Source organism: Mycobacterium conspicuum (genome assembly GCF_010730195.1).
GTDB classification, from domain to species: Bacteria; Actinomycetota; Actinomycetes; order Mycobacteriales; family Mycobacteriaceae; genus Mycobacterium; species Mycobacterium conspicuum.
In genome coordinates, this window is record NZ_AP022613.1 from 5187289 (window position 1) to 5206231 (window position 18943).

Here is an 18943-nt window from a genome sequence, read left to right on the forward strand (position 1 = left end):
GCTCTCGCCGGGCGCTTAGCGCGGCTCCCGCAACACATAGCCCACGCCGCGCAAGGTGTGCAGCAGTCGCTTTTCGCCGGTATCGATCTTGCGGCGCAGATATGACACATAGGATTCCACGACGTTCACGTCGCCGCCAAAGTCGTAGCGCCAGACGTGGTCAAGGATCTTCGGCTTGCTCAGCACCGTGCCCGCGTTGATCACGAAATAGCGCAGCAGGGTGAATTCGGTGGGTGAAAGCGAGACCGGCTCGCCGGCCTTCCACACCTCGTGGGTCTCCTCGTCGAGCTCGATGTCGGCGAATGTCAGTCGGGCACTGCGCGGTTCCGCGCCGCCCTTGCCGGCGCGCCGCAGGATCACCCTCAACCGGGCGACGACCTCCTCCAAGCTGAAGGGCTTCGTCACATAGTCGTCACCGCCCAGGGTCAGTCCGGCGATCTTGTCCTGCAAGGAGTCTCGCGCCGTGAGGAACAGCGCCGGCGCGTCGATGCCGTCGGCGCGCAACCGTCGCAGCACGCCGAAGCCGTCCATGCCCGGCATCATCACGTCGAGGATCACCGCGTCCGGTCGGGCTTCACGGGCCCGGTCGAGCGCTGCGGCTCCGTTGGTCGCGGTATGGACCTCGAAGCCCTGGAACTTGAGGCTCACGGAGAGCAGTTCGACGATGTTGGCCTCGTCGTCGACGACGAGGACGCGCGCTTCCGGGGTCGTTTCGGTTGAGCTTGCCGAGGATGCCGCGGTCATAAGGACAGTCCACTGGAGGCTTGGTTGAACATTAGCTTTGCAATCATTGTGTAGTTCCTGAGAGGCAGTTGCCAACGGTCTGATAATAGTCTGCCAGGAAGCGCCGCCGTGACCGGGCACGCCGCGAATACACTCGCGGTATGAACCTCGGCAAAAGCATCGTGGCTCTGGCAACCGCCCCAGCGCGAATCGGCCTGGCCGCCACCGAGGCGAGCTTGAACGTCGCTTCCGCGGGACTCGGCCTGGCCAAGCAGACCTTGGGTGAGGGCGGCGGCTCGAACGCGATGACCAACATGCTGGGGATCGATGATGCACTCGCACGGGCCAACCGGCTAGCCAGGCTGCTGGACGACGACGCCCCGTTGGGACGCGCGCTCGCACCGGAGGGTCCGCTCGACCGGTTGCTGCGCCCGGGTGGGCTGGTCGATCTGGTGACAGCGCCCGGCGGTTTGCTTGATCGCCTGACCGCGGAGGGTGGCGGGTTGCAGCGCGCGCTGCAACCGGGCGGTCTGGCCGATCGGCTGCTGGCCGAGGACGGAATGATCGAGCGGCTGCTGTCCGAAGACGGCGTGGCCGAGCGGCTGCTGTCCGAGGGTGGCCTGATCGACAAGATCACCGCCAAGGACGGGCCCCTCGAGCAGCTCACCGAGCTCGCCGACACCCTGAGCCGGCTGGCGCCCGGGATGGAGGCGCTCGAGCCGGCCATCGCCACGCTGCAAGACGCCGTCACGGCGCTCACCCTGGTGGTCAATCCGCTGAGCAACATCGCCGAGCGCATCCCGCTGCCCGGGCTGCGCACGACGCGACGGCCGTCGTCGCGGCCAGTGCGCTCGCAGCGCATCGTCGACGCGGAGGGCTGAGCCGCTAGGCTTGCACCCGATTCGGCCCCAGCGCAGTGGTGGAGCGCTTGCCTTAGCAAACGGGCGGGCCGAACGTTCGCTGGATGCTCAGGGGGGCGGAAGCATCAATAGGACCGGCCGTCGGCGTACCGCAGTCGGCGATAGTAGCGACCGCCGCCGCGATTCCTTGCTTTGAACGTCGGCAGCTGGCTGTCGCAGTTGGGACAAATGAGCCGAAGATTTTCACGACGATTGTTGCTCGCGTCTCCGTTGATGTGGTCGACGATCAGCGCCAGGATCGCGCCGTTCCACTGGTCCGCGATGCCGCAGATCGCACAACGACCTTCCTGCTGCTCATAGAGATAGTCCCGGACGTAGTGGCCCTGGTAGGACGTGCGACCACATACTCCGCTTTCGAGCCAGTCCTCCAAGAGCAAACGTCGGCGGTATGACTGTTGGCATGCATTGGTGCAGAACACTTTTGGCCGTCGGTCTGTGAAGTCGACGCCGCACCCACGACAGGTCCTTGGCATAAAGACGACGCTATCCGTCACTGCCGACAGGGATGGAGCCGCGTGAGAGACTCGAACTCTCGACATCCGCTTTACAAGAGCGACGCTCTACCAACTGAGCTAACGCGGCCGGGGCCGGCTCGATGAGCCATGGCGATTGTACGACGAGCCGATGCCGTCGGAGCTGCGCGCCGACCCGAGCCGGCGGAGGTACGAGGCTCAATAGTCGTGTACTAGCTCGAACCCCGCCGCTGCGGCCCCCTGCCCCAGACTTTGCCCACGTGTGTTGTCCAAAGCGGTCTAGTGGCCGTTGGCCCCTTGTTGGCCGAACAGAACTCCGCCAGACCCGCCGTCTCCGGGCTTCCCGTGAGTCTGGCCGCCGTGTCCACCGTCACCACCGTTGCCGCCGTTGCCGATTAGCCCGGCGTCGCCTCCGTCGCCTCCGGCGCCCCCAGTCTCTTCACCTTCACCGCCGGCGCCACCCGTGCCCCCGTGGCCAAACAGCCGAGCGTCGCCTCCATCGCCTCCGGGGCCCCCGAGGAATTCACCGTCACCACCGCCACCACCGGCACCTCCGTTGCCGATCAACCCGGCTATGCCACCGTGACCGCCGGCGCTGCCGCCTGCTCCTCCAGTTCCCATACCCCCCGCACCGCCATTGCCGAATAGGAAGCCGGCGTTGCCGCCGGCGCCGCCGTCGCCGGGACCGATTGCGGGGCCCCCGTTTCCACCGTGACCACCATTACCGCCGAGGATCCCGCCGTTGCCGCCAGCCCCGCCGTCGCCGCCGTTTTCTGTAGCACTTCCGCCGTCTCCGCCGGCGCCGCCGGAGCCCCATAGTCTGCCAGCGCCGCCATGACCGCCGTCACCGCCGCCGCTGCCGCCGTTGCCGCCTGCGCCGCCGACACCCCCAAACGTGCCCGCGCTGCCACCGTTGCCGCCATGCCCACCACCGGTGTCCCCGTCGCCGCCCGCGCCGCCCTTGCCGCCGTTGCCGAACAGCCCGGCCGAACCGCCGTCGCCGCCCACGTGGCCGTCGCCCCCCGGGGTAACGTTGGCGGCCCCGCCATTACCGCCGTTGCCGAAAAGGGTCCCTCCCGCCCCGCCGCGGCCGCCGTCGGCGGCCAAGCCGCCCATGCCGCCGTTGCCGCCGTTGCCGATCAGGCCGGCGTCCCCGCCGTTACCGCCAGCCTGGCCGGCGTGGCCTCCGGCGCCGTTGCCGCCGTTGCCCCAAATCAATCCGCCGTCGCCGCCATCAGCGCCGAATTCCGTTGCGTTGACGCCGTTGCCGAACAGCGCGCGCCCCGTCAGCAACAGGAACGGCGAGAACGGAGCGCCCCCGACATCCGTCATGGACGCCGCCGTCGCGGCCATCGACGCATTGACCGCCTCCGCGGCCGAATACAGATGGCCACCCGCGCCCAGCGCCTGCACGAACGAACCATGAAAAAGCCCCGCCTGAGCGCTCAACGCCTGAAACGTCCGGGCGTGGTTAGAAAGCAGTCCGGCAATCGCCTCCGACACCTCGTCAGCACCGGCGGCCAGCACCTGCGTCGTGGGCAATGCCGCGCCCGCGTTAGCCGCGCTGATGGTCGATCCGATCCTCGCCAAGTCCGTTGCCGCTGCCGACACCCAGTCCGGCGCCGCGATCACAAATGACATTTCTCTGCCTCCAATCATCATTTGCGCCACCACAACGACGGCCCCGCGAGCAACGCTATTGCCGAGGGCCCCGCTCACGCATCAGGGTTTTCACTACACTTTCGGCCTCTCCGGCTACTCACAGCGCTGCTCGCCCGCCTGCGGACCCTGCTGGACCCATTGCAGTAGGCCACTACTGCATCCGTCGCAGCTTGCGCGAGTAACGATCGATCGGTCACATAACCAAGCGGTGGAGGCCTGATTCGATGTTTGTTGATGACGGGACACTGGCGGTTGCTTCGACAACTGATGTGGCTTCCCGGTGACGCCGGTCCTGCAGCTCAGCGGCGTCGGCAAGACCTACCGCCGCGGTGACGAGCAGGTGCAGGTGCTGGTCGACTTCGACTTCACTTTGGAAGCGGGCGAGTTCGTCGTCGTGACGGGGCCGTCGGGAGCCGGCAAATCCACCCTCCTGCACGTCGCCGGCGGATTGGACGCACCGGATTGCGGCACCGTCGCGGTAAACGGTCACGACCTGTGGTCGATGAGCAGCGGTGCGCGCGCGGCGTTTCGGCGGCGCAACCTTGGCTTCGTCTTCCAGTTCTTCAACCTGGTGCCGATGCTGACCGCCGTGCAGAACGTGTCGCTGCCGCTGGTCCTCGACGGCGTGGCGGCCCGAACGGCCGACGAACGCGCAATCGAGCTGCTGGAACGGATCGGGCTCGGCGATCGCGCGCGGCACCGGCCGGCCGAACTGTCGGGCGGACAAATGCAACGGGTGGCGGTGGCGCGCGCCCTGGTGGCCCGGCCGTCCATCATCCTGGCCGATGAGCCGACCGGAAACCTGGACAGCCATTCCTCGACCGAGGTGTTGGATCTTTTGCGGTCGTTGTCGGACGAAGACGGCGCCGCGGTCGTCATGGTGACCCACGACCGGACCGCGGCAAGCTACGGCTCCCGCGAGCTGCACCTCGTCGACGGGCGGGCACACGCAGTCCCTAACGCTCTGGGCGCCGCGCCCACGGCGCAACGGTGATGAAAACTCTTCGCGCGGAATGGATGTCGTTTCGGCGCGTCCACCTCGCCGCGTTGGTGGCCGACTGGCGCCGGACCCTGCTCAGCGTGATCGGCGTCGGGATCGGAGTGACGGTCGTGCTCGGGGTGCTGATACTCAAAGCCGAAGTCGCCCAACCGTTCAACGCCTTCGGCCCGTCGCTCACCCACGCCGCCGACGTCGGGGTCATTGAGGTGACCCCGAACGTAAGTGACCGGCTGCCGATCGAGACAATCAACCGGCTGCGCGCCGAGGTGACCGGCGCGGAGGCGATCATCCCGATCGTCGCCGGCTTGACGCCCGTGGAAATCGCGGGCGGCAGTCACGGGTTCTTTCTGCTCGGTGGTTCGTGCCAGATCGAGCTGCTGGTTGGGTCGTTCAACTGCGAGCAGCGCGGCCGCGACGTCAAGCCCGCCGACGGGCCCGGCGTACCGCTACTGGTTCCCGCGGTGATCGCCGAGCGGCACGGCCTAAAGCTCGGTCAGGAATTACGCCTGCCGGGCCTGCCCCCGGCTGCTGCGCACCTGGGTTGGACGTTTCCCGAATTCGACCGCGTGGCAGGCATCAACGGCGGCTACGTGCTGTTAGCCCCGTCGGCGGACGTCGCCGCGAACCTGCTCGGCTCGCCCGGTTACGCCACGGCTGCGTTCGTCCTGCCCAAGCACGGCACCTCCGTCACGCCCGCCGTCGATCGCGTAATCGCCGGTGTCGCAACGGCTGGGCCACCCCGACCGCATCTGCCGGCGGTGTTCGAGGCCGCCTCGCAGAGTTTCAACCTGGTCGCGCTGGCCGGCATCATCGTCGGCATCCTCATCGCCGTGAACACCATGCTGCTTGCCATCGAAGATCGACGCGCCGTGATGGGGACCATCGGCGCCATCGGCGCCAAACCGGTCGGGTTGTTGGGCGGGATGCTGGGCGAAGGCGCCCTAGTGGGCGTCTTGGGCGGGCTGTTGGGGGTGCCGAGCGGCTTCCTGTTCGGGACGTATCTGGTGAACAGCTTCGGGCGATCCCTGTTGGCCGGCTCCGGCGGCACCATCGTGGCGCACTTCACGCCGAGGTTGATCGGCATCGCGGCCGCCGCGGGGATACTCTGCGGGCTGCTCGCGATGATCGGGCCGGCCGCCAGGTTGCTTCGCGACGGGCCGTTGGCGTCGATGGCGACGGCCGGCGGCGTGCAGCGGCCGAAGACGATCTCGATTTGGCCGCTGCTCGTCGGAGCGGCCCTGCTGGTGGGCAGCGTCGTGGTGTCGAAGATATTCGAGCGCGGGTCACTGCCGCTCAGCGCAGGCATGAACACCTTGACGGTGGCGTTGTGCGGGCTGGTGTTGGTGACGGTGTGGGCCGCGCCGCGCGCCGCTGGGCCGCTGATCGAGTTGCTCACCGTCGCACGCCCCTCCGTCGGGCGTCTGCTGGGCGCCGACTTTCGGCGCTACACACTGCTTTTCGCTTTCTCGACCGCACTGCTCGCCGAGGGCACCAGCTTCGCCATCGGCTCATACAGCATGCAGCTGCTCGGCACCGGTCAGATCGCCCAGGAGAAGGCCGCCCGAATGCCCGCCACCTTGTTGATCGCGGCGCAATCGGTGCTCGATCAGCGTGACAGCGGGCTGTCCGATGGCACATTCGAGTTGGTGGCCCGCGCCGCCGACGGGCACAGTGTGTCTTCGCGGTGGCGATCGAAGATCTCGTCGGGGGCGTCGTCGCGGTTGGTTTTTGGTGTCACGCCTGGTGATTGGTACAGCCAGGCGCTGTACGAGCCGACCGGTGGGCGTGACGGGTTCTGGCAGGGTCTGCAGTCCGGAGAGATCGGTCTGAGCGAAATTGCCGCCAGCCGGCTCCGCGTCGCCGCCGGCGGCACGGTCGCGCTGCCCACCGTCACGGGGCCGAAGCGTTTCCGGGTGGCCGGCACTTTTCACCCACGGATGGTCAATGACGCCGCCGTGGGCGACATCGTCGTGGTGTCGGAAAAATTGGCCCGTTCCGATTGGGCCGCGGTCCGCGACCAGGTCGCGGTGGCGTATCCGTCGGCCGCTGACGCGACCGCCCAACGCAACGCCTTCCTTGACCTCGGCGCCGGGTTGTGGGTGTACGACAACGAGCAGTGGCGAGCGGTGGCGACCGCCGGGATCACCCGCTTCTTGCAGCCGCTCACGCTCGCGGGCTACGTGGTGATGACGGCGGCCGGCTTGAGCGTGCTCAACGTGTTCGTGCTTGGACTGGTGCAGCGCAAGCGGGAGCGGGCCGTCTTGCGGGCGATCGGGGCGACCTGCGGGCAGGAACAGGCCGTGATCATCGCGAACGCCGGCTTGCTCGGCTTGCTGGCCGCGAGCGTGGCCGTGCTAGGGGGTTTGGGCCTGACCTATCTCTGGTCGCTGGGCTCACCGGTGTATTACGGCATCAAGATCGACTGGGGCGTGCTGCAACTGCCGTTGCAAACCGGGGTGACGGCCCTGCTGGCCCTAATCCTGGCCGCCGCGGTGTATCCCGTGCTCCACGCGCGGCGGCTGGAGACGGTCGAGGTGCTCCGAACCACTTGAGCGTGACGCCGTCCGTGTTAGCAGTGGACCTCACGCTGCAGTCGTGGAATGTCGTCGACCCCGCGCCGAAACCGGTGCAAATATTCTCGCATCGCGGGGCTGGACGCGGCCTCGAATTCTTTGGGCGGCAAGGAAATCTGAAAGGCCAGTCCCCCGCCGCCTGCCCCGTCGAGCAGGGCCCCGAGTCCGGCAACGGGGAATTTCATCACCGGTGTGTAGTAGGACACGCAGGTGTCTTCGAAGCGGATGCGATACGCGCCGAAACCGGTCCAGTTCGAGACACACACGTTCCACCGGGACGGATTGAAGGCAGTGGATACGCAGCGAGCGGCGAGCCACGCGGGCGCAGCGTCGAAGAACCGTTGGTTGATGCGCATGTCGCAGTGTTCCTCGGCAAAGTGGTCCACACAATGCCGCAGGCGCGCGGCGATGGAACTAGCGGCCTCGCCGCGGCGCAGGTCCAGATTCAGCGTGGTGATGATATTGCCGACCAGCATGGGGTCGAGACCACAACGATTGCGCGCGTTCACCGCGACCGCGAGAATGCGACGATCCACCGCGGGATCGACGGTCATGAGCGCTTGCGAAACATGCGCGCACACAACGTCATTCGCCGACAGTCGCATCCGCGTTCCGTAGGCGGTCCGCATGCGCGCGATTTCGTCTGCTCCGAAGTAGAGGTTCAGGGTCCGCTGCCTGCGGGCGTCCTTTGCCAGGTACAGCACGCTGCGGGCAGTTTCCGCCAGCCCGAGGCAACGCACGCCGGGCTCTCGCGCGCCATCGTCAGGAAGATGCTCGTCGAGGTAGGCGGCGCGGTCTTCGACGATCAGCGGCTCAGCGATCGGCCTGCCGGCCGCCGCGGCCGCCCACGCGTTCATGAAGTGCATCATGGTCTGCATGTCGCCGATCGAGTGGTGAAACGAGAAACCGATCGCGGTCGCGCCATCCGCGAGCTGCGTGACGCGCACCTTGCACAAGGGGCCCCATCCCCATCGGGCCGTCGCGCCGTTCACTGCGTTGACAAGCCACAGGCCGGTGTCCTCCGACGCCGAACGGATCGCCTCTGGCAGCGTGCGGTCGGACGACACCACCGTGAAGGGCACCCCCTGCCCCTCGCAACGGATTCGCATCGTCCCGGCAACCATGGCCATTCGGCCCGCAAAGATCGGCAGACTCGTGAGCGCGTGGGCAAATGCGCGGGCGAGCGCCGTCGTGTCGAGACGCCTTTCGAAGAAGAAGGCGATGTGGATCGCCAGGTTGGCGATCATGACATCTGTTACATTGCAACGGATTTCGAGCCGTTGCGGATCAGTTGGTTTGATCAGCTGGGTCGGCACGGTGTTCGTTCAGTGTGCAGCGTTCGACGGATCACATCGGTAGTCCCCCACAGCCGCGGCGGATTAGTCATGCCAGTCCCCTGCTCGACGAGTGCTAGGAGAATCGTCACTCGCGCGCAGTCGAACGATCTCGGTAGTGCGCTACTGCAATCTCACCGGTTTCGGCGCAGTGATACTGAGGCGCTTCGCGCTGTCAGGTGCAAAGGGTGGGGGCGTCGCAGTCGTTACCGGGGCAATAGATCGAGTGTGCGGCGTCGACCATGGTGCCGACGTCCAACAACGTGACGCCCCTCTTGTTCAAGTGCTCGTGGATGTCGTCGGCGATCGTTTGGGGCGCCCAGCCCCAACTGAGGTCGTAGCAGATGAGGTGCGCCTCCCCGATGAGCGCCTCTTCCGAATTGGGCGGCCAGGTGAGGCCGACGGCGCGCAGTTTTGCCAGGTACGCGTCATCGGCGGGGGTGTTTGCATTCGCAGTCGCAGCGCCACTAACTAGGGCGGCGCCAGCCAGCAGCGGAAGGGCGAGCGTGGCCAACCAACGGGGTGAGGGCATTTGATACGCCTCCTGAATTCGGGCGGCCGCGTTACGAGCCCGTCACCGCGTCGATCAGGCTCTGGGCGACCGCGAAGGGGAATTCGATCGTAGCCGTACCCACGTCCGCCACGCCGTATCGAATCGCGTCGACGATGGTCGCCGGATCGCCGGTGAGGGCGGCCTGCAGAATGCCGTAGGCCGCGACTTGGGGCGCCTCGAACAGGTTACGCACGTCGACGAACAGCGAGATCGGCAAGTTCGCCGGACCGACGGGTATCCCGTCCCAGCTTTCCATCGTCCAGCCGTCCTCGGGGTTGCCGTCGACCACCACGACGCCGGTGTTGGGCAGCGAGTGCGTGAGCATGAGCAACGGATGGGGGTTGTCCACGGTCATCAGCGTTCCCGTCTCGATCGCCAATGCGCTCGAGTAGGCGACGTCGGTGATGTGGCCATTGGCGGCCACGATCGGATGCGCCAGCGCCGCGTCGTACATCGTGTCTAGCGCACCGTCGAAGCTCTGTAAGAAAACCAGCCCGTTCGGGTTAGTGGAGCCGGGGATCGGCATCGCCACGATGGGAAGTGCGTGAGTCCATGCGATCGGGCCCAGGATGTAGAGGATCCCCCCGGGGATCTGCCCCATGCCCTCGAAAATGCCGGCGTTAATCTCGTTCAGCCCCGCCAGCGGCTGCGCGGTCAGCCCCGTGAGCATTTCCAACGGCAGGGCCGTCTGCTGCGTCCTGATCAATTGCGAATCGAAGATCCCGGCGAAGGGCCCCTGCGCGAACAACGTATTGGCAATGGTGTTCGCCTGCTGCAACCCCACCGTGTTCAGGGGGGCGCCGGGTATCGCCGTGTCGATAATCTCGTGCGCGTTGCTATTGGTCTCGCCGTGCCGCACGAAATCGATCTGGATCGACTGGTGTTCACCCCCGGTGCCGGTGAGGGCTGCGGTGCCGGCGCCGATGACCAGCCCGCGGTACCCGGTGGTGCCCGCGACACCGCCGGCACCGGCCGCCCCGCCCGCACCGCCGTTGCCGAACAGCAACGCTTGGCCGCCGTTGCCGCCGTTCGCGCCGGCACTGCCCGCGCCACCCACGCCGCCGTTGCCCATCAGACCGCCGCCGTTGCCGCCGACGCCGCCCGCCCCGCCGCCGAACCCGGCCCCACCGGGGCCGCCATTGCCGATCAGTCCGGCATTGCCGCCGTTGCCGCCCGCCGCCGTACCGGTGGTCTGGTTGTAGCCGGCCCCGCCGTCACCGAACAGGAGCCCGCCGGCACCGCCGTTGGGGGACGTCGCCGTTCCGGGCGCCCCATTCCCGATCAGATCGCGCCCCAACAGTGCTTTGGTGGGCGCATTGATGATCGGGTCGAGCGCTTGACCGATCGAGCTGTTGATCCACGCTTCGCCGACGGCGTGTACCGGGCCGTAGACCAACGTCTGAAATCCGTTGGAAGCAACCGCGTTAGCGGCGACGACCACGTCCTGCAGCGCGGCATTGATGTTGGCTTCCGCGGCGGCATAGGAGGTCGCCGCGGCGCTCAGCTCGCGAATAAACTGCTCGTGATACGTCGCTGCCAGCGTTGCCGCCGACTGAAAGTCCTTGGCGTGCGCGCCGAACACCGCCGCGATGGCCGCTGAAACCTCGTCGGCCGCCGCGGCCGCTATCTGCGTCGTCGGAACCGCTGCGGCCAGCTTGTCGGCCCCCAGGGTCGCACCGATCTGGTTGATATCGGCCGCCGCCGAATCCAGGAATTCCGGCACCACGAGCAACCCAGACATCTGCGACATCCGCGTCCCCTTCTCGTCGGCCGGTCAGCTAGCCATGATGCGCCGCGGTGCCCGAAAAGGAGGGCCGTTTCGAGAAATTGACTGAGCCGAAATTCCACCGCGCGGCCATTCGATTGGCAGGAACTTTTAAGGTCTCGTTCACACCCCGGCAACTAGTATTTGAGCTGGTGGGCGCGATGATTGCCGGGGCTCGGATGCGGAAATCAACAGCAATATCAACAGCCGTCGCGTGGGCGATCCTCAGCGGAGCGGGCGCTCACGCCGAGACGCGGGCGCCGGCTCCCTCGCCGCCGCCCGGTACACCGAAGTGCCTCTCATTCGAGGGTCAACCGCCGCACTGGAATTACCTGCCGTGCGGATGGACGACGGATGGCAAGCGGTGGACTCCGCCGCCGCCCCCGCCGGACCCCTAACCCGATTACTGGTGCCCCGGGAGGGCCGGCAGCCCATCTCGGATGCCCTGCAGGTCCCCCTGGATGCCTTGCAGATCGCGTTGGATCGTTTGCATGTCGGTGAGGGTGTGCTGGAGGCCCGGCTGCAGCTGTTGCAGGCTTGAGGGCTCGTACTGAGGGCAATACGAGACGACGGCGCCGGCGGTGAAGTTGGCGCTTTGGTCGGCATCCCATACCGACGATTGCTGCACGAAGCGGACGGCGTCGGCGAAGTTCGGTTGGCGGGTCAGGAAATCGCAGACCGCGTGCCCCTGGGTCGTCACGTAATCGTGGCTGGGAACGGGAACGCCCTCTTGTTTCAACACGTCGATCAGCGCCCTGTCGACGATGTCCACCGGCGGCACCTGCGGTGGCGGCGCCGTCGGGTGGGGTTGCACGCTCACCGGCGGGGGAGCCGCCGCCGGCTCCGCCGGATCCGCCTGCCGCGGTTTGGGCAGCGCGAACATCACGACGACGGCGGCGACGACGGCGATCAGGGACAGCGGCAGCACCGCGAGGGGCCCCATGCGGAGCAGCGCACTCTTGCGGCGCGGCCGCGCGGCCACCCGGGGCGGGCGCGCGTCGACCGCTTCGGTTGCTGGCGGCTCCGGGCGGTGGCCCAGGCGCTCGTCGAGCAGTTCGTCGAGCTGTCGGGACGACAGCTGACCGCCCTGCTCACGGAGGCGTTGAGCGATGAGCCGCAATTCGGAGTCGATCGTCTCGCGATCGCGCATATCAACCAGTCTGCTGGTGTGGCGGCGTTGTTACAAGTGGTCACAAGCGCCGGCATGCGTCGGGGGAGCCGCCGGTGGATCGCCGCGGCAGTGTCACTCGAGAACGCGCAGGCCCCACTTGCCGAGCAGTGGCTCCACGGGCATGAAGTACGTCGTGTAGTCGTCGCCGTCCGGGGATGACATCAGCAGGCCGACCGCACTGACTGTGCCGTCCGGGTTCTTCACGAAACCGGGACTGCCGCTGTCGCCCGTCAGGCTGAACACGCTGGCTTCGACGACGCCATTCGCGGTGCTTTTGACTTGCCCGCAAGTCTCACCGGTGACCGCACCGATCTTGCAAAACGGCATACCAACCCGAACCTGGGCGAGGCTCAACACATCTCGCACCGAGTACCGGCCACCGACGTGACCCAGTGGCGCACCGACGCTGGGCTCGAGCAGGATGATCGCGGCGTCGCGCTTGCCGCCATCTTCCTCGCTCTCCGTGATTGTGCCGAGCGGAATTTCGTCCCCGTACGTCCACGGCGAACCGTCGTGCTTGTCGCAGTGGCCACTCGTCATGAGGTAGTAGCTGCCGTCGCCGCCTTGGGCCGCGAAACCGGCTGTGCAGCGGGTGCTTTCGTCCTCCACCAGGATGCCCGGCGTCACCGGATCGGCGGCGTGCGCCGAGCCCGCCAACGCCGGCGCCACCGTGACCGTGGCACACACCAGCGCCAGCGCGCGCAACCAACCCATGGTCATATCTCCGATCGTGGCTAAAGCTTGCAGACTAACGCGGCGGCGCGAACGTCGTCGTCGACACAAAACCATATGTGCAGGGCGTCATCTCGGGTTACCGAGCGAATCGTCACCGATTCATCGAGTGTGATCGGCTTGCGGTATTCCACGATCGCGCGGTAGGGCGGCTCGAATAGGTCGGGCGCGTGTGCGAGCACTTCATGCACCCCATGCCAGTAGACGGTGTTATTGACATGTTCGAAAAGATCACCATCAGTGTAGCGCAAGGCAAACGGTATTTCCGTGGCCGCCGAATCCGTGGACTCGGCGGGACCGGGAAGCCACTCACGCCACTTGATGCGATGGATCTCCGTCGTGGTGGCCAGCCGGTTGAAAAAGCCGTCGGCCATCAGCGAGGGCGTCAACGTGTCCTTGTTCACGTTGATCCAGAACGCCTCGGTCTCGATGCGGCCACCATCGGAACCGTCGAGTCGAACCCGCATGCTGCACCATCGCAACGAGATTCCCGAACACCAGCGCCGGAAGGTGATGTCACTCGGCCACTCGATCGGCTCGATCACATCGATGACCGTGCGCTGAACGATCCAATGCGGATGAATTTCGGCGTAACCGGCGTCGATCAGGTGCTCGGCGCCGACCTCCTGGATGTAGCGCGCGACCCCGTCGAGACGGGCCAAAAGCCGGTGATCGATGTCGCTGGTCGCCAGCTTCCAGCCGGTGCGAAACACATACCCGCGGTCGGGCAGATCGCTCAGTGGTTGACGCACATCAACCGGGGCTTTCGGCTTCGCTCGCGGCACCGGCGCCTCCCCTGGTCCGTATCCCGCCGATCGGCAGGGCGTACGTATGGTAGCGGCCGACCCTGAGCGGTCGAGTATTCGATATCGTTCCCGATCGAATGATCAAGACCGACTACCTGATCGTCGGCGCGGGCGCCATGGGGATGGCCTTCGCCGACACCATGGTGTCCGAATGCGACGCGCAGGTGGTGATCGTCGACCGAGGGCATCAACCCGGCGGACACTGGACGCGCGCTTACCCCTTCGTGCGTCTGCACCAGCCGTCGGCGTATTACGGCGTCAATTCACGCAAGCTCGAGACCGGCTCGATCGACGAGATCGGATGGAACGCGGGACTGCACGAGTTGGCGTCCGGCAGCGATGTGTGTGCGTACTTCGACCGCGTGATGCAGCGCGAACTCCTGCCGACCGGCCGGGTGACCTACTTCCCGATGAGTGAGTACCTGGGTGACGGCCGCATAGAAACCCCCGCCGGGGAACGGTTCTCCGTCGACGTGGGCCAACGTGTCGTCGACGCGACGTATCTGCAGACGGTGGTTCCGTCGATGCGTCCGCCGCCGTACCACGTCGCCGAGGGCGTCGATTGCGTAGCGCCCAACGCGCTGCCCCGGGCCGCGCCCGGCCACCGCCGCTTCGTCATCGTAGGAGCGGGTAAGACCGGGATCGACGCCTGTCTTTGGCTGTTGCGCAACGGAATTGACGCCGACCACCTCACCTGGGTGATGCCCCGGGATGCCTGGCTCCTCGATCGCGCCAACGTGCAGCCGGGTTTAGAGTTCGCCGACCGTTTCAAGGCCAATTTCGCCGCGCGGCTGGACTCCATCGCCGCGGCCACCTCGGTCGAGAACCTGTTCGAGCGGCTCGAAGCCGGCGGCGTGCTGTTGCGACTCGATCCCAACGTCCGACCCACGATGTATCGGTGTGCGACCGTGTCACGTGCGGAGCTGGATCAGCTGCGCCGCATCCAGCACGTCGTCCGGATGGGCCGCGTGCAGCGGATCGAACCCGGCGCAATAGTGCTTGCGGACGGGACCTTTGACGTCGACGGGTCCGCGCTTTACGTCGACTGCAGCGCCGACGGGCTGGAAAGACGTCCGGGCACACCGGTATTCGACGGCGATCGCATCGTGCTGCAGAGTGTGCGCGGCTGCCAGCAGGTGTTCAGCGCCGGGCTCATCGCTCACGTCGAGGGCAGCTACGACGACGATTTGGTCAGGAATTCGCTGTGCCTGCCGGTGCCCCACCCGAATACCGACCTGCACTGGCTGGACATGACGCTGGCCGAGCAACGAAATGAAGTCGCGTGGATCCAGCGGCCCGAGCTGATGGACTGGCTGGCGACGTCGCGGCTCAACCTCATGCGCGGCCTGTATGCCCCGATGCTGGAGCGGAAACGCGCGCGTGAACGGCTGCTGGGCATCGTGAAATCGTCGCTGCAGAAGGCCAACGACAAACTCGAAGAGCTGATCGAGGCTAGTCGCTCCGAGCGCGCTCGTTATGCCTGACTTGGTTGAAGGGCACCCCGCGATCGGCGGCGTACTCGCGCGGGAAGCCCAGTACCCGTTCGCCGATCACGTTGCGCGCCATCTCATTGCTGCCGCCGCCCAGCGCGACGGTCTGCCGAGACAGGTAACGCTGCCCCACCTTAAACAGGTCCCGATCGTCGTCGACCACACCGCTGCCGCCGGTGATGTCCATGGCAGTATCCACTTCCAGGAAGGTGACATCCGAGTGGAACAGCCGAATGATCGACCCGGCCGCCGCGGGCAGCGAACCGTCGCGCATGGCGCGCGACACGTGATCCACCAACCGGTCGCGCACCAGTCGGCGCGCCAGCACCCGTCCCACCTTGTCCTGGGTCGCCTCGTCGCCGGCTAGGCCGGCGGCCTCGGCGAGGGCGAAAAAATCGGTCAGCACGGTTTGGGAGGCTTCCTGGCCGCGGCCACTGGCGAATTCCGATCCATGACCGACCGCTCGCCGTTCGTGATACAGCAACCGCGACGCGACCTCCCAGCCCTTGTTGACCTCACCGACGACCGCGTCGTCGCCGAGCCGCACGCCGTCGAAAAATTCCTCACAGAACTCGGTGGATCCGTCGACTTGCCGAATGCGGCGCAGGGTGACCCCGGGCGCATCGATCGGAACCAGGAACATCGTCAGGCCGTCGTGCTTGGGCACCGTCGGATCGGTACGAGCCAGCAGCAGGCCGTAGTCGGCCGCGAACGCGCTGGTACTCCAGGTCTTGGCGCCATTGATGACCCAGTGGTCCCCATCGCGGTCGGCGCGGGTGACCAGCCCGGCCAGGTCGGAGCCGCCGCTGGGTTCGGACAGCAGCTGCACCAGCACCTCTTCGCCGCGCAACGCTGCCGAAATGTGTTGGCGTTTCTGCTCTTCGCTGCCGGAATCGAGCAGGCTCGCGCAACAGATCGTGAAGGTGGGCACGTTGAGGATCAACGGCATCTCGTAGCCAACGGTTTCGGCGTCGAACGCCTTCTGGTAGGCGACGTCCAGCCCAAGACCACCGTATTCGTGCGGGAAGCAGATTCCGGCGAATCCGCCCGCATAGAGCCGCTTTTGAAGCTCACGAACGCGCTGCCACGCGGCGTCATCGCCGCGGGCACCGACCGGCGGGCCCGCGGGATCGAGCCGCGGCATGTTCTCGGCGAGCCACGCCCGGGCCCGCGCCGCGAAGGCCTCCACGGATTCGGTCATGCCACCGCCCCCGCGTTGCGCAGCCGCGCGTAGATGGCCCGATGATGTTCGGCGGGTGTGCCGAACATGGAGCGGTACAACGTGATCCGCCGCAGGAACATGTGCAAGTCGTGCTCCCAGGTGACCCCGATTCCGCCGTGGAGCTGCACGCAGTCCTGGGCGAGTGGGCCGGCGTGCTCACCGAGGTAGGACTTGGCGGCACTGACGGTCAGCGCCGCGTCGGGGCTTCGGGCACCGACGTCGGCCACCGCGCCGGCGGTGATCGCCCGGCTGGCTTCGAGCCACATTTTCATATCCGCGAGGCGGTGTTTGAGCGCCTGGTAGGAGGCCAAGGGCCGTCCGAAGCTGTGCCGGTCCAGCGCCCATCGGATGGTCATGCCCAGCACGGTGTCGAGAATGCCGACGAGTTCGGCGCACTGCAGCACGACGGCGATCTGCGTCTGGCGGTCGATCAGTGCGCACGCTTGCGCTGCCGTCCCCACCTCCGCCGCCGTCTCGACCGTCACGCCGTCGAAAGTGATTCGCGCGTAACGCTTTACCAAATCCAAGGACCGCTGTGGAGTGACGGTGATCCCGGGCGCGTCGGTGGATACCAGGAACTGACGGGGCCCCTCGTCGGTGCGCGCCACCACCAGCACCACCGCGGACTCGGCGCCGGCCTCCACCCGGTGCTTGACACCGTCGATCCGGTAACCCGAGCCGGTGGGCGTCGCGGTGACGTTCGGCTGCTGCGGAACGAACGGCCGGTCGGGTTCATCGACCGCCCACGCGGCCACTGTCTCGCCCGCCATCAAAGATTCGATCGTGGTGGCGTGCTGATCGCGGTTTTCCGCGTCGGCCAAGCCGGCCAATACGACGCTGACCGGGTGTAACGGTCCGGGAGCCACGGTATGTCCGAAGTTCTCGGCGACCAGTGCCAGATCCCTGACCCCGTCGCCGGACACGCTGCCGCCGCCGAACTGCTCGGGTACCAGCAGGCTGGTCCAGCCGAGCTCGGCGGCCCGGGCCCACCATTCGGGGTCGAACGACAGATCCTTGTCGTGCAACGCGCGCACCTGGTCCAGCGATGCATGTTTGTCCAGAAATGCGCGCGCGGTGGAGACGAACAACGCTGTCTCGGGAGTGGCGGCGTCAGCCATCTGGATGTTCGTCCTCGATTCCGAAGGTGTTCACGGCCAGGGCCAGCGATAGGTAGCAGCCCACGGTGAACACTAGATCCATCCGCTGCCGGTCATCGAAGTGCCTGCCGAGTTCGGCCCAGGTGAGATCGGAAATCGTGTTGTGTTCGTCGAGTTCGTCGACCGCGCGCACCACCAGGCGGTCCAGGTCATCGGTGGCCGTGCCCTCGCGGATCCCGTCGATTTCCGCCGTCGTCAGCCCCGCCCGCTGGGCGATCGGGAAATGATGTGACCACAGATAGCCGCAGTCGCGCAGGTGCACGATGCGCAGCAACGCGATCTCCCGAACCCGCGCGGACAAGGTGGAATTCATCAGCAGGTATGCGTTGAACTTCAGGTAGGCGCGGGTCAAGTCGGGGTGGCGCACCAGGGTCCCCAACAGATTGCCGGCGTCGCGCGCATTGGCACGCCCCGCCGGCAGCAGGGCGGCTACCGCGGTGCGCGCCTGATCGTCCCATTCCTCGTCGGCCAGCGGTGCCAGCCGCAACGGGCGATGTGTCACCGTCACTCGATCGGTTCGTTGCCGAGCACGGTGGTGCGCAGCATCTCCCGAGGCGAGTTGGGATCGTAGGGTGCCGCGCGGTGCAGCACGCCCTGGTTGTCCCAGATGACGGTGTCGCCGACCGACCAGTTATGCCGGTAGACCTTGTCGGGACCGGTTGCGCGGTCCAGCAATTCGGCCAACAGGGCGCGGCCCTCGTCGAGATCCATGTCGAGGATGTAGTCGGCGGAGGCGCCCAGGACAAGCGACTTGCGGCCGCTGCGGTGCGTCCATACCAGGGGATGTTCATGCGTGCGCCGTTGCCGCCAGCGCGCCACCTGCTCCGGAGTCGGGTCGGGGGTGATGCGCCGCTGTGAGGCTTCCAGGGAGTGCACCACGCGCAGGGAGCCGAATCTCTGCTTCTCGTCGTCGGTCAAGTCTTCATATGCCGCATAAGAATTCGCGAACTCGGTCTCACCGCCGGTTTCGGCGACCGCAACCGCGGAGAGCAGCGTGGCTTTCTGCGGGCACTCCTCGCCCAGCGGAGTGCACCCGTCGATGTGCCAGTCGAAGGTCGCCCGCAGATAGGCGGCCGACGAGTTCTTCGAAGTGTCCAGCGTGATGGGATAGATGCCCGCGACCGGATGGTGGCCGTCCGAGGAGTAGTCGACCTCGCCTAACCGGCTGCAGAACTCCACTTGCGCCTGGGGATTCAAACCCAGTTCGCGGAATACCAACACCCCGTTGTCTTCGAGCGCCTGCATCACCGCCTCGCCGAGCAGGTCATCGGAGGCCAGCCGGTCGGCGTCGACGCCGAGCACCTCGGCGCCGACCGATGAGGTGAGCTTGTTGATGGTGAGCAGACTCATGCTTTGTCCCTT

Annotated in this window: 17 protein-coding genes and 1 tRNA gene; 4 read left to right on the forward strand and 14 right to left on the reverse strand. The window is 66.7% G+C overall.

Features of this window, described 5'->3' with window-relative positions; genetic code table 11:
• Positions 1–15 precede the first annotated feature (15 nt).
• Positions 16–744, reverse strand: a complete 729-nt coding sequence (gene phoP / locus G6N66_RS23760; RefSeq protein WP_085234743.1) for a two-component system response regulator PhoP — start codon at positions 742–744, stop codon at positions 16–18.
• A gap of 140 nt (positions 745–884) precedes the next feature.
• Between phoP and G6N66_RS23765 the strand changes: the two genes are divergently transcribed.
• Positions 885–1604, forward strand: coding sequence for a hypothetical protein (locus G6N66_RS23765; protein WP_085234744.1), 720 nt, complete (start codon positions 885–887; stop codon positions 1602–1604).
• A gap of 104 nt (positions 1605–1708) precedes the next feature.
• Here G6N66_RS23765 and G6N66_RS23770 read toward each other — a convergent pair whose 3' ends face one another.
• From G6N66_RS23770 to G6N66_RS23780, 3 genes are all read right to left on the reverse strand, one after another.
• On the reverse strand, positions 1709–2116 hold the full coding sequence (locus G6N66_RS23770) for an HNH endonuclease (protein WP_085234745.1): 408 nt from the start codon (positions 2114–2116) through the stop codon (positions 1709–1711).
• 33 nt (positions 2117–2149) lie between these two features.
• Positions 2150–2225: transfer RNA gene (locus tag G6N66_RS23775), tRNA-Thr, on the reverse strand.
• Positions 2226–2395: 170 nt separating this feature from the next.
• Positions 2396–3757: a PE family protein gene (locus G6N66_RS23780; RefSeq protein ID WP_085234746.1), complete on the reverse strand. Its 1362-nt coding sequence runs from the start codon at positions 3755–3757 to the stop codon at positions 2396–2398.
• A 301-nt stretch (positions 3758–4058) separates the two neighbouring features.
• Between G6N66_RS23780 and G6N66_RS23785 the strand changes: the two genes are divergently transcribed.
• A complete protein-coding gene (locus G6N66_RS23785; RefSeq protein ID WP_085234747.1) occupies positions 4059–4772 on the forward strand; it encodes an ABC transporter ATP-binding protein in 714 nt (237 codons plus the stop codon).
• Complete coding sequence (locus G6N66_RS23790; RefSeq protein WP_085234748.1) at positions 4772–7330, forward strand: ABC transporter permease; 2559 nt, start codon at positions 4772–4774, stop codon at positions 7328–7330. The genes G6N66_RS23785 and G6N66_RS23790 overlap by 1 nt, the downstream gene beginning before the upstream one ends.
• A gap of 17 nt (positions 7331–7347) precedes the next feature.
• Here G6N66_RS23790 and G6N66_RS23795 read toward each other — a convergent pair whose 3' ends face one another.
• The 6 genes from G6N66_RS23795 to G6N66_RS23825 form a co-directional block, all read right to left on the reverse strand.
• Positions 7348–8667: an acyltransferase gene (locus G6N66_RS23795; RefSeq protein WP_085234749.1), complete on the reverse strand. Its 1320-nt coding sequence runs from the start codon at positions 8665–8667 to the stop codon at positions 7348–7350.
• 193 nt (positions 8668–8860) lie between these two features.
• Positions 8861–9217, reverse strand: coding sequence for a DUF732 domain-containing protein (locus tag G6N66_RS23800; protein ID WP_232079402.1), 357 nt, complete (start codon positions 9215–9217; stop codon positions 8861–8863).
• Positions 9218–9248: 31 nt separating this feature from the next.
• Entirely contained in the window at positions 9249–10979 is a 1731-nt protein-coding gene (locus G6N66_RS23805; protein ID WP_085234857.1) for a PE domain-containing protein, read from the reverse strand.
• A gap of 427 nt (positions 10980–11406) precedes the next feature.
• On the reverse strand, positions 11407–12153 hold the full coding sequence (locus G6N66_RS23815) for a DUF732 domain-containing protein (RefSeq protein WP_085234750.1): 747 nt from the start codon (positions 12151–12153) through the stop codon (positions 11407–11409).
• A gap of 93 nt (positions 12154–12246) precedes the next feature.
• Positions 12247–12894 carry a S1 family peptidase gene (locus G6N66_RS23820; protein ID WP_085234751.1) on the reverse strand — a complete coding sequence of 216 codons (648 nt, stop codon included), beginning with the start codon at positions 12892–12894 and terminating at the stop codon, positions 12247–12249.
• 14 nt (positions 12895–12908) lie between these two features.
• Complete coding sequence (locus tag G6N66_RS23825) at positions 12909–13691, reverse strand: acyl-[acyl-carrier-protein] thioesterase (protein WP_085234752.1); 783 nt, start codon at positions 13689–13691, stop codon at positions 12909–12911.
• Between the two features lie 98 nt (positions 13692–13789).
• Here G6N66_RS23825 and G6N66_RS23830 point away from each other — a divergent pair, with 98 nt between their 5' ends.
• Positions 13790–15196, forward strand: a complete 1407-nt coding sequence (locus tag G6N66_RS23830) for an NAD(P)-binding protein (RefSeq protein WP_085234753.1) — start codon at positions 13790–13792, stop codon at positions 15194–15196.
• Here G6N66_RS23830 and G6N66_RS23835 read toward each other — a convergent pair.
• Genes G6N66_RS23835 through G6N66_RS23850 form a run of 4 tightly spaced genes read right to left on the reverse strand, consistent with a single transcriptional unit; the run spans position 15165 to position 18931 of the window.
• A complete protein-coding gene (locus G6N66_RS23835; protein ID WP_085234754.1) occupies positions 15165–16403 on the reverse strand; it encodes an acyl-CoA dehydrogenase family protein in 1239 nt (412 codons plus the stop codon). The two genes, G6N66_RS23830 and G6N66_RS23835, sit on opposite strands and share 32 nt — an antisense overlap.
• The gene (locus tag G6N66_RS23840; RefSeq protein ID WP_085234755.1) at positions 16400–17542 is read right to left on the reverse strand and encodes an acyl-CoA dehydrogenase family protein; all 1143 of its coding nucleotides are present in this window, start codon (positions 17540–17542) and stop codon (positions 16400–16402) included. Before G6N66_RS23840 ends, G6N66_RS23835 begins: the two co-directional genes overlap by 4 nt.
• Positions 17535–18089: a carboxymuconolactone decarboxylase family protein gene (locus G6N66_RS23845; protein ID WP_085234756.1), complete on the reverse strand. Its 555-nt coding sequence runs from the start codon at positions 18087–18089 to the stop codon at positions 17535–17537. The genes G6N66_RS23840 and G6N66_RS23845 overlap by 8 nt, the downstream gene beginning before the upstream one ends.
• Positions 18086–18931: a TauD/TfdA dioxygenase family protein gene (locus G6N66_RS23850; protein ID WP_085234757.1), complete on the reverse strand. Its 846-nt coding sequence runs from the start codon at positions 18929–18931 to the stop codon at positions 18086–18088. The genes G6N66_RS23845 and G6N66_RS23850 overlap by 4 nt, the downstream gene beginning before the upstream one ends.
• Between the last annotated feature and the right edge of the window lie 12 nt (positions 18932–18943).

Bases quoted from the DNA above. Each gene is read 5' to 3' on its own strand.
- phoP (WP_085234743.1), bottom strand. From the start codon at position 744: ATGACCGCGGCATCCTCGGCAAGCTCAACCGAAACGACCCCGGAAGCG.
- G6N66_RS23765 (WP_085234744.1), top strand. From the start codon at position 885: ATGAACCTCGGCAAAAGCATCGTGGCTCTGGCAACCGCCCCAGCGCGA.
- G6N66_RS23770 (WP_085234745.1), bottom strand. From the start codon at position 2,116: ATGCCAAGGACCTGTCGTGGGTGCGGCGTCGACTTCACAGACCGACGG.
- G6N66_RS23780 (WP_085234746.1), bottom strand. From the start codon at position 3,757: ATGTCATTTGTGATCGCGGCGCCGGACTGGGTGTCGGCAGCGGCAACG.
- G6N66_RS23790 (WP_085234748.1), top strand. From the start codon at position 4,772: ATGAAAACTCTTCGCGCGGAATGGATGTCGTTTCGGCGCGTCCACCTC.
- G6N66_RS23800 (WP_232079402.1), bottom strand. From the start codon at position 9,217: ATGCCCTCACCCCGTTGGTTGGCCACGCTCGCCCTTCCGCTGCTGGCT.
- G6N66_RS23805 (WP_085234857.1), bottom strand. From the start codon at position 10,979: ATGTCTGGGTTGCTCGTGGTGCCGGAATTCCTGGATTCGGCGGCGGCC.
- G6N66_RS23815 (WP_085234750.1), bottom strand. From the start codon at position 12,153: ATGCGCGATCGCGAGACGATCGACTCCGAATTGCGGCTCATCGCTCAA.
- G6N66_RS23820 (WP_085234751.1), bottom strand. From the start codon at position 12,894: ATGACCATGGGTTGGTTGCGCGCGCTGGCGCTGGTGTGTGCCACGGTC.
- G6N66_RS23830 (WP_085234753.1), top strand. From the start codon at position 13,790: ATGATCAAGACCGACTACCTGATCGTCGGCGCGGGCGCCATGGGGATG.
- G6N66_RS23835 (WP_085234754.1), bottom strand. From the start codon at position 16,403: ATGACCGAATCCGTGGAGGCCTTCGCGGCGCGGGCCCGGGCGTGGCTC.
- G6N66_RS23840 (WP_085234755.1), bottom strand. From the start codon at position 17,542: ATGGCTGACGCCGCCACTCCCGAGACAGCGTTGTTCGTCTCCACCGCG.
- G6N66_RS23850 (WP_085234757.1), bottom strand. From the start codon at position 18,931: ATGAGTCTGCTCACCATCAACAAGCTCACCTCATCGGTCGGCGCCGAG.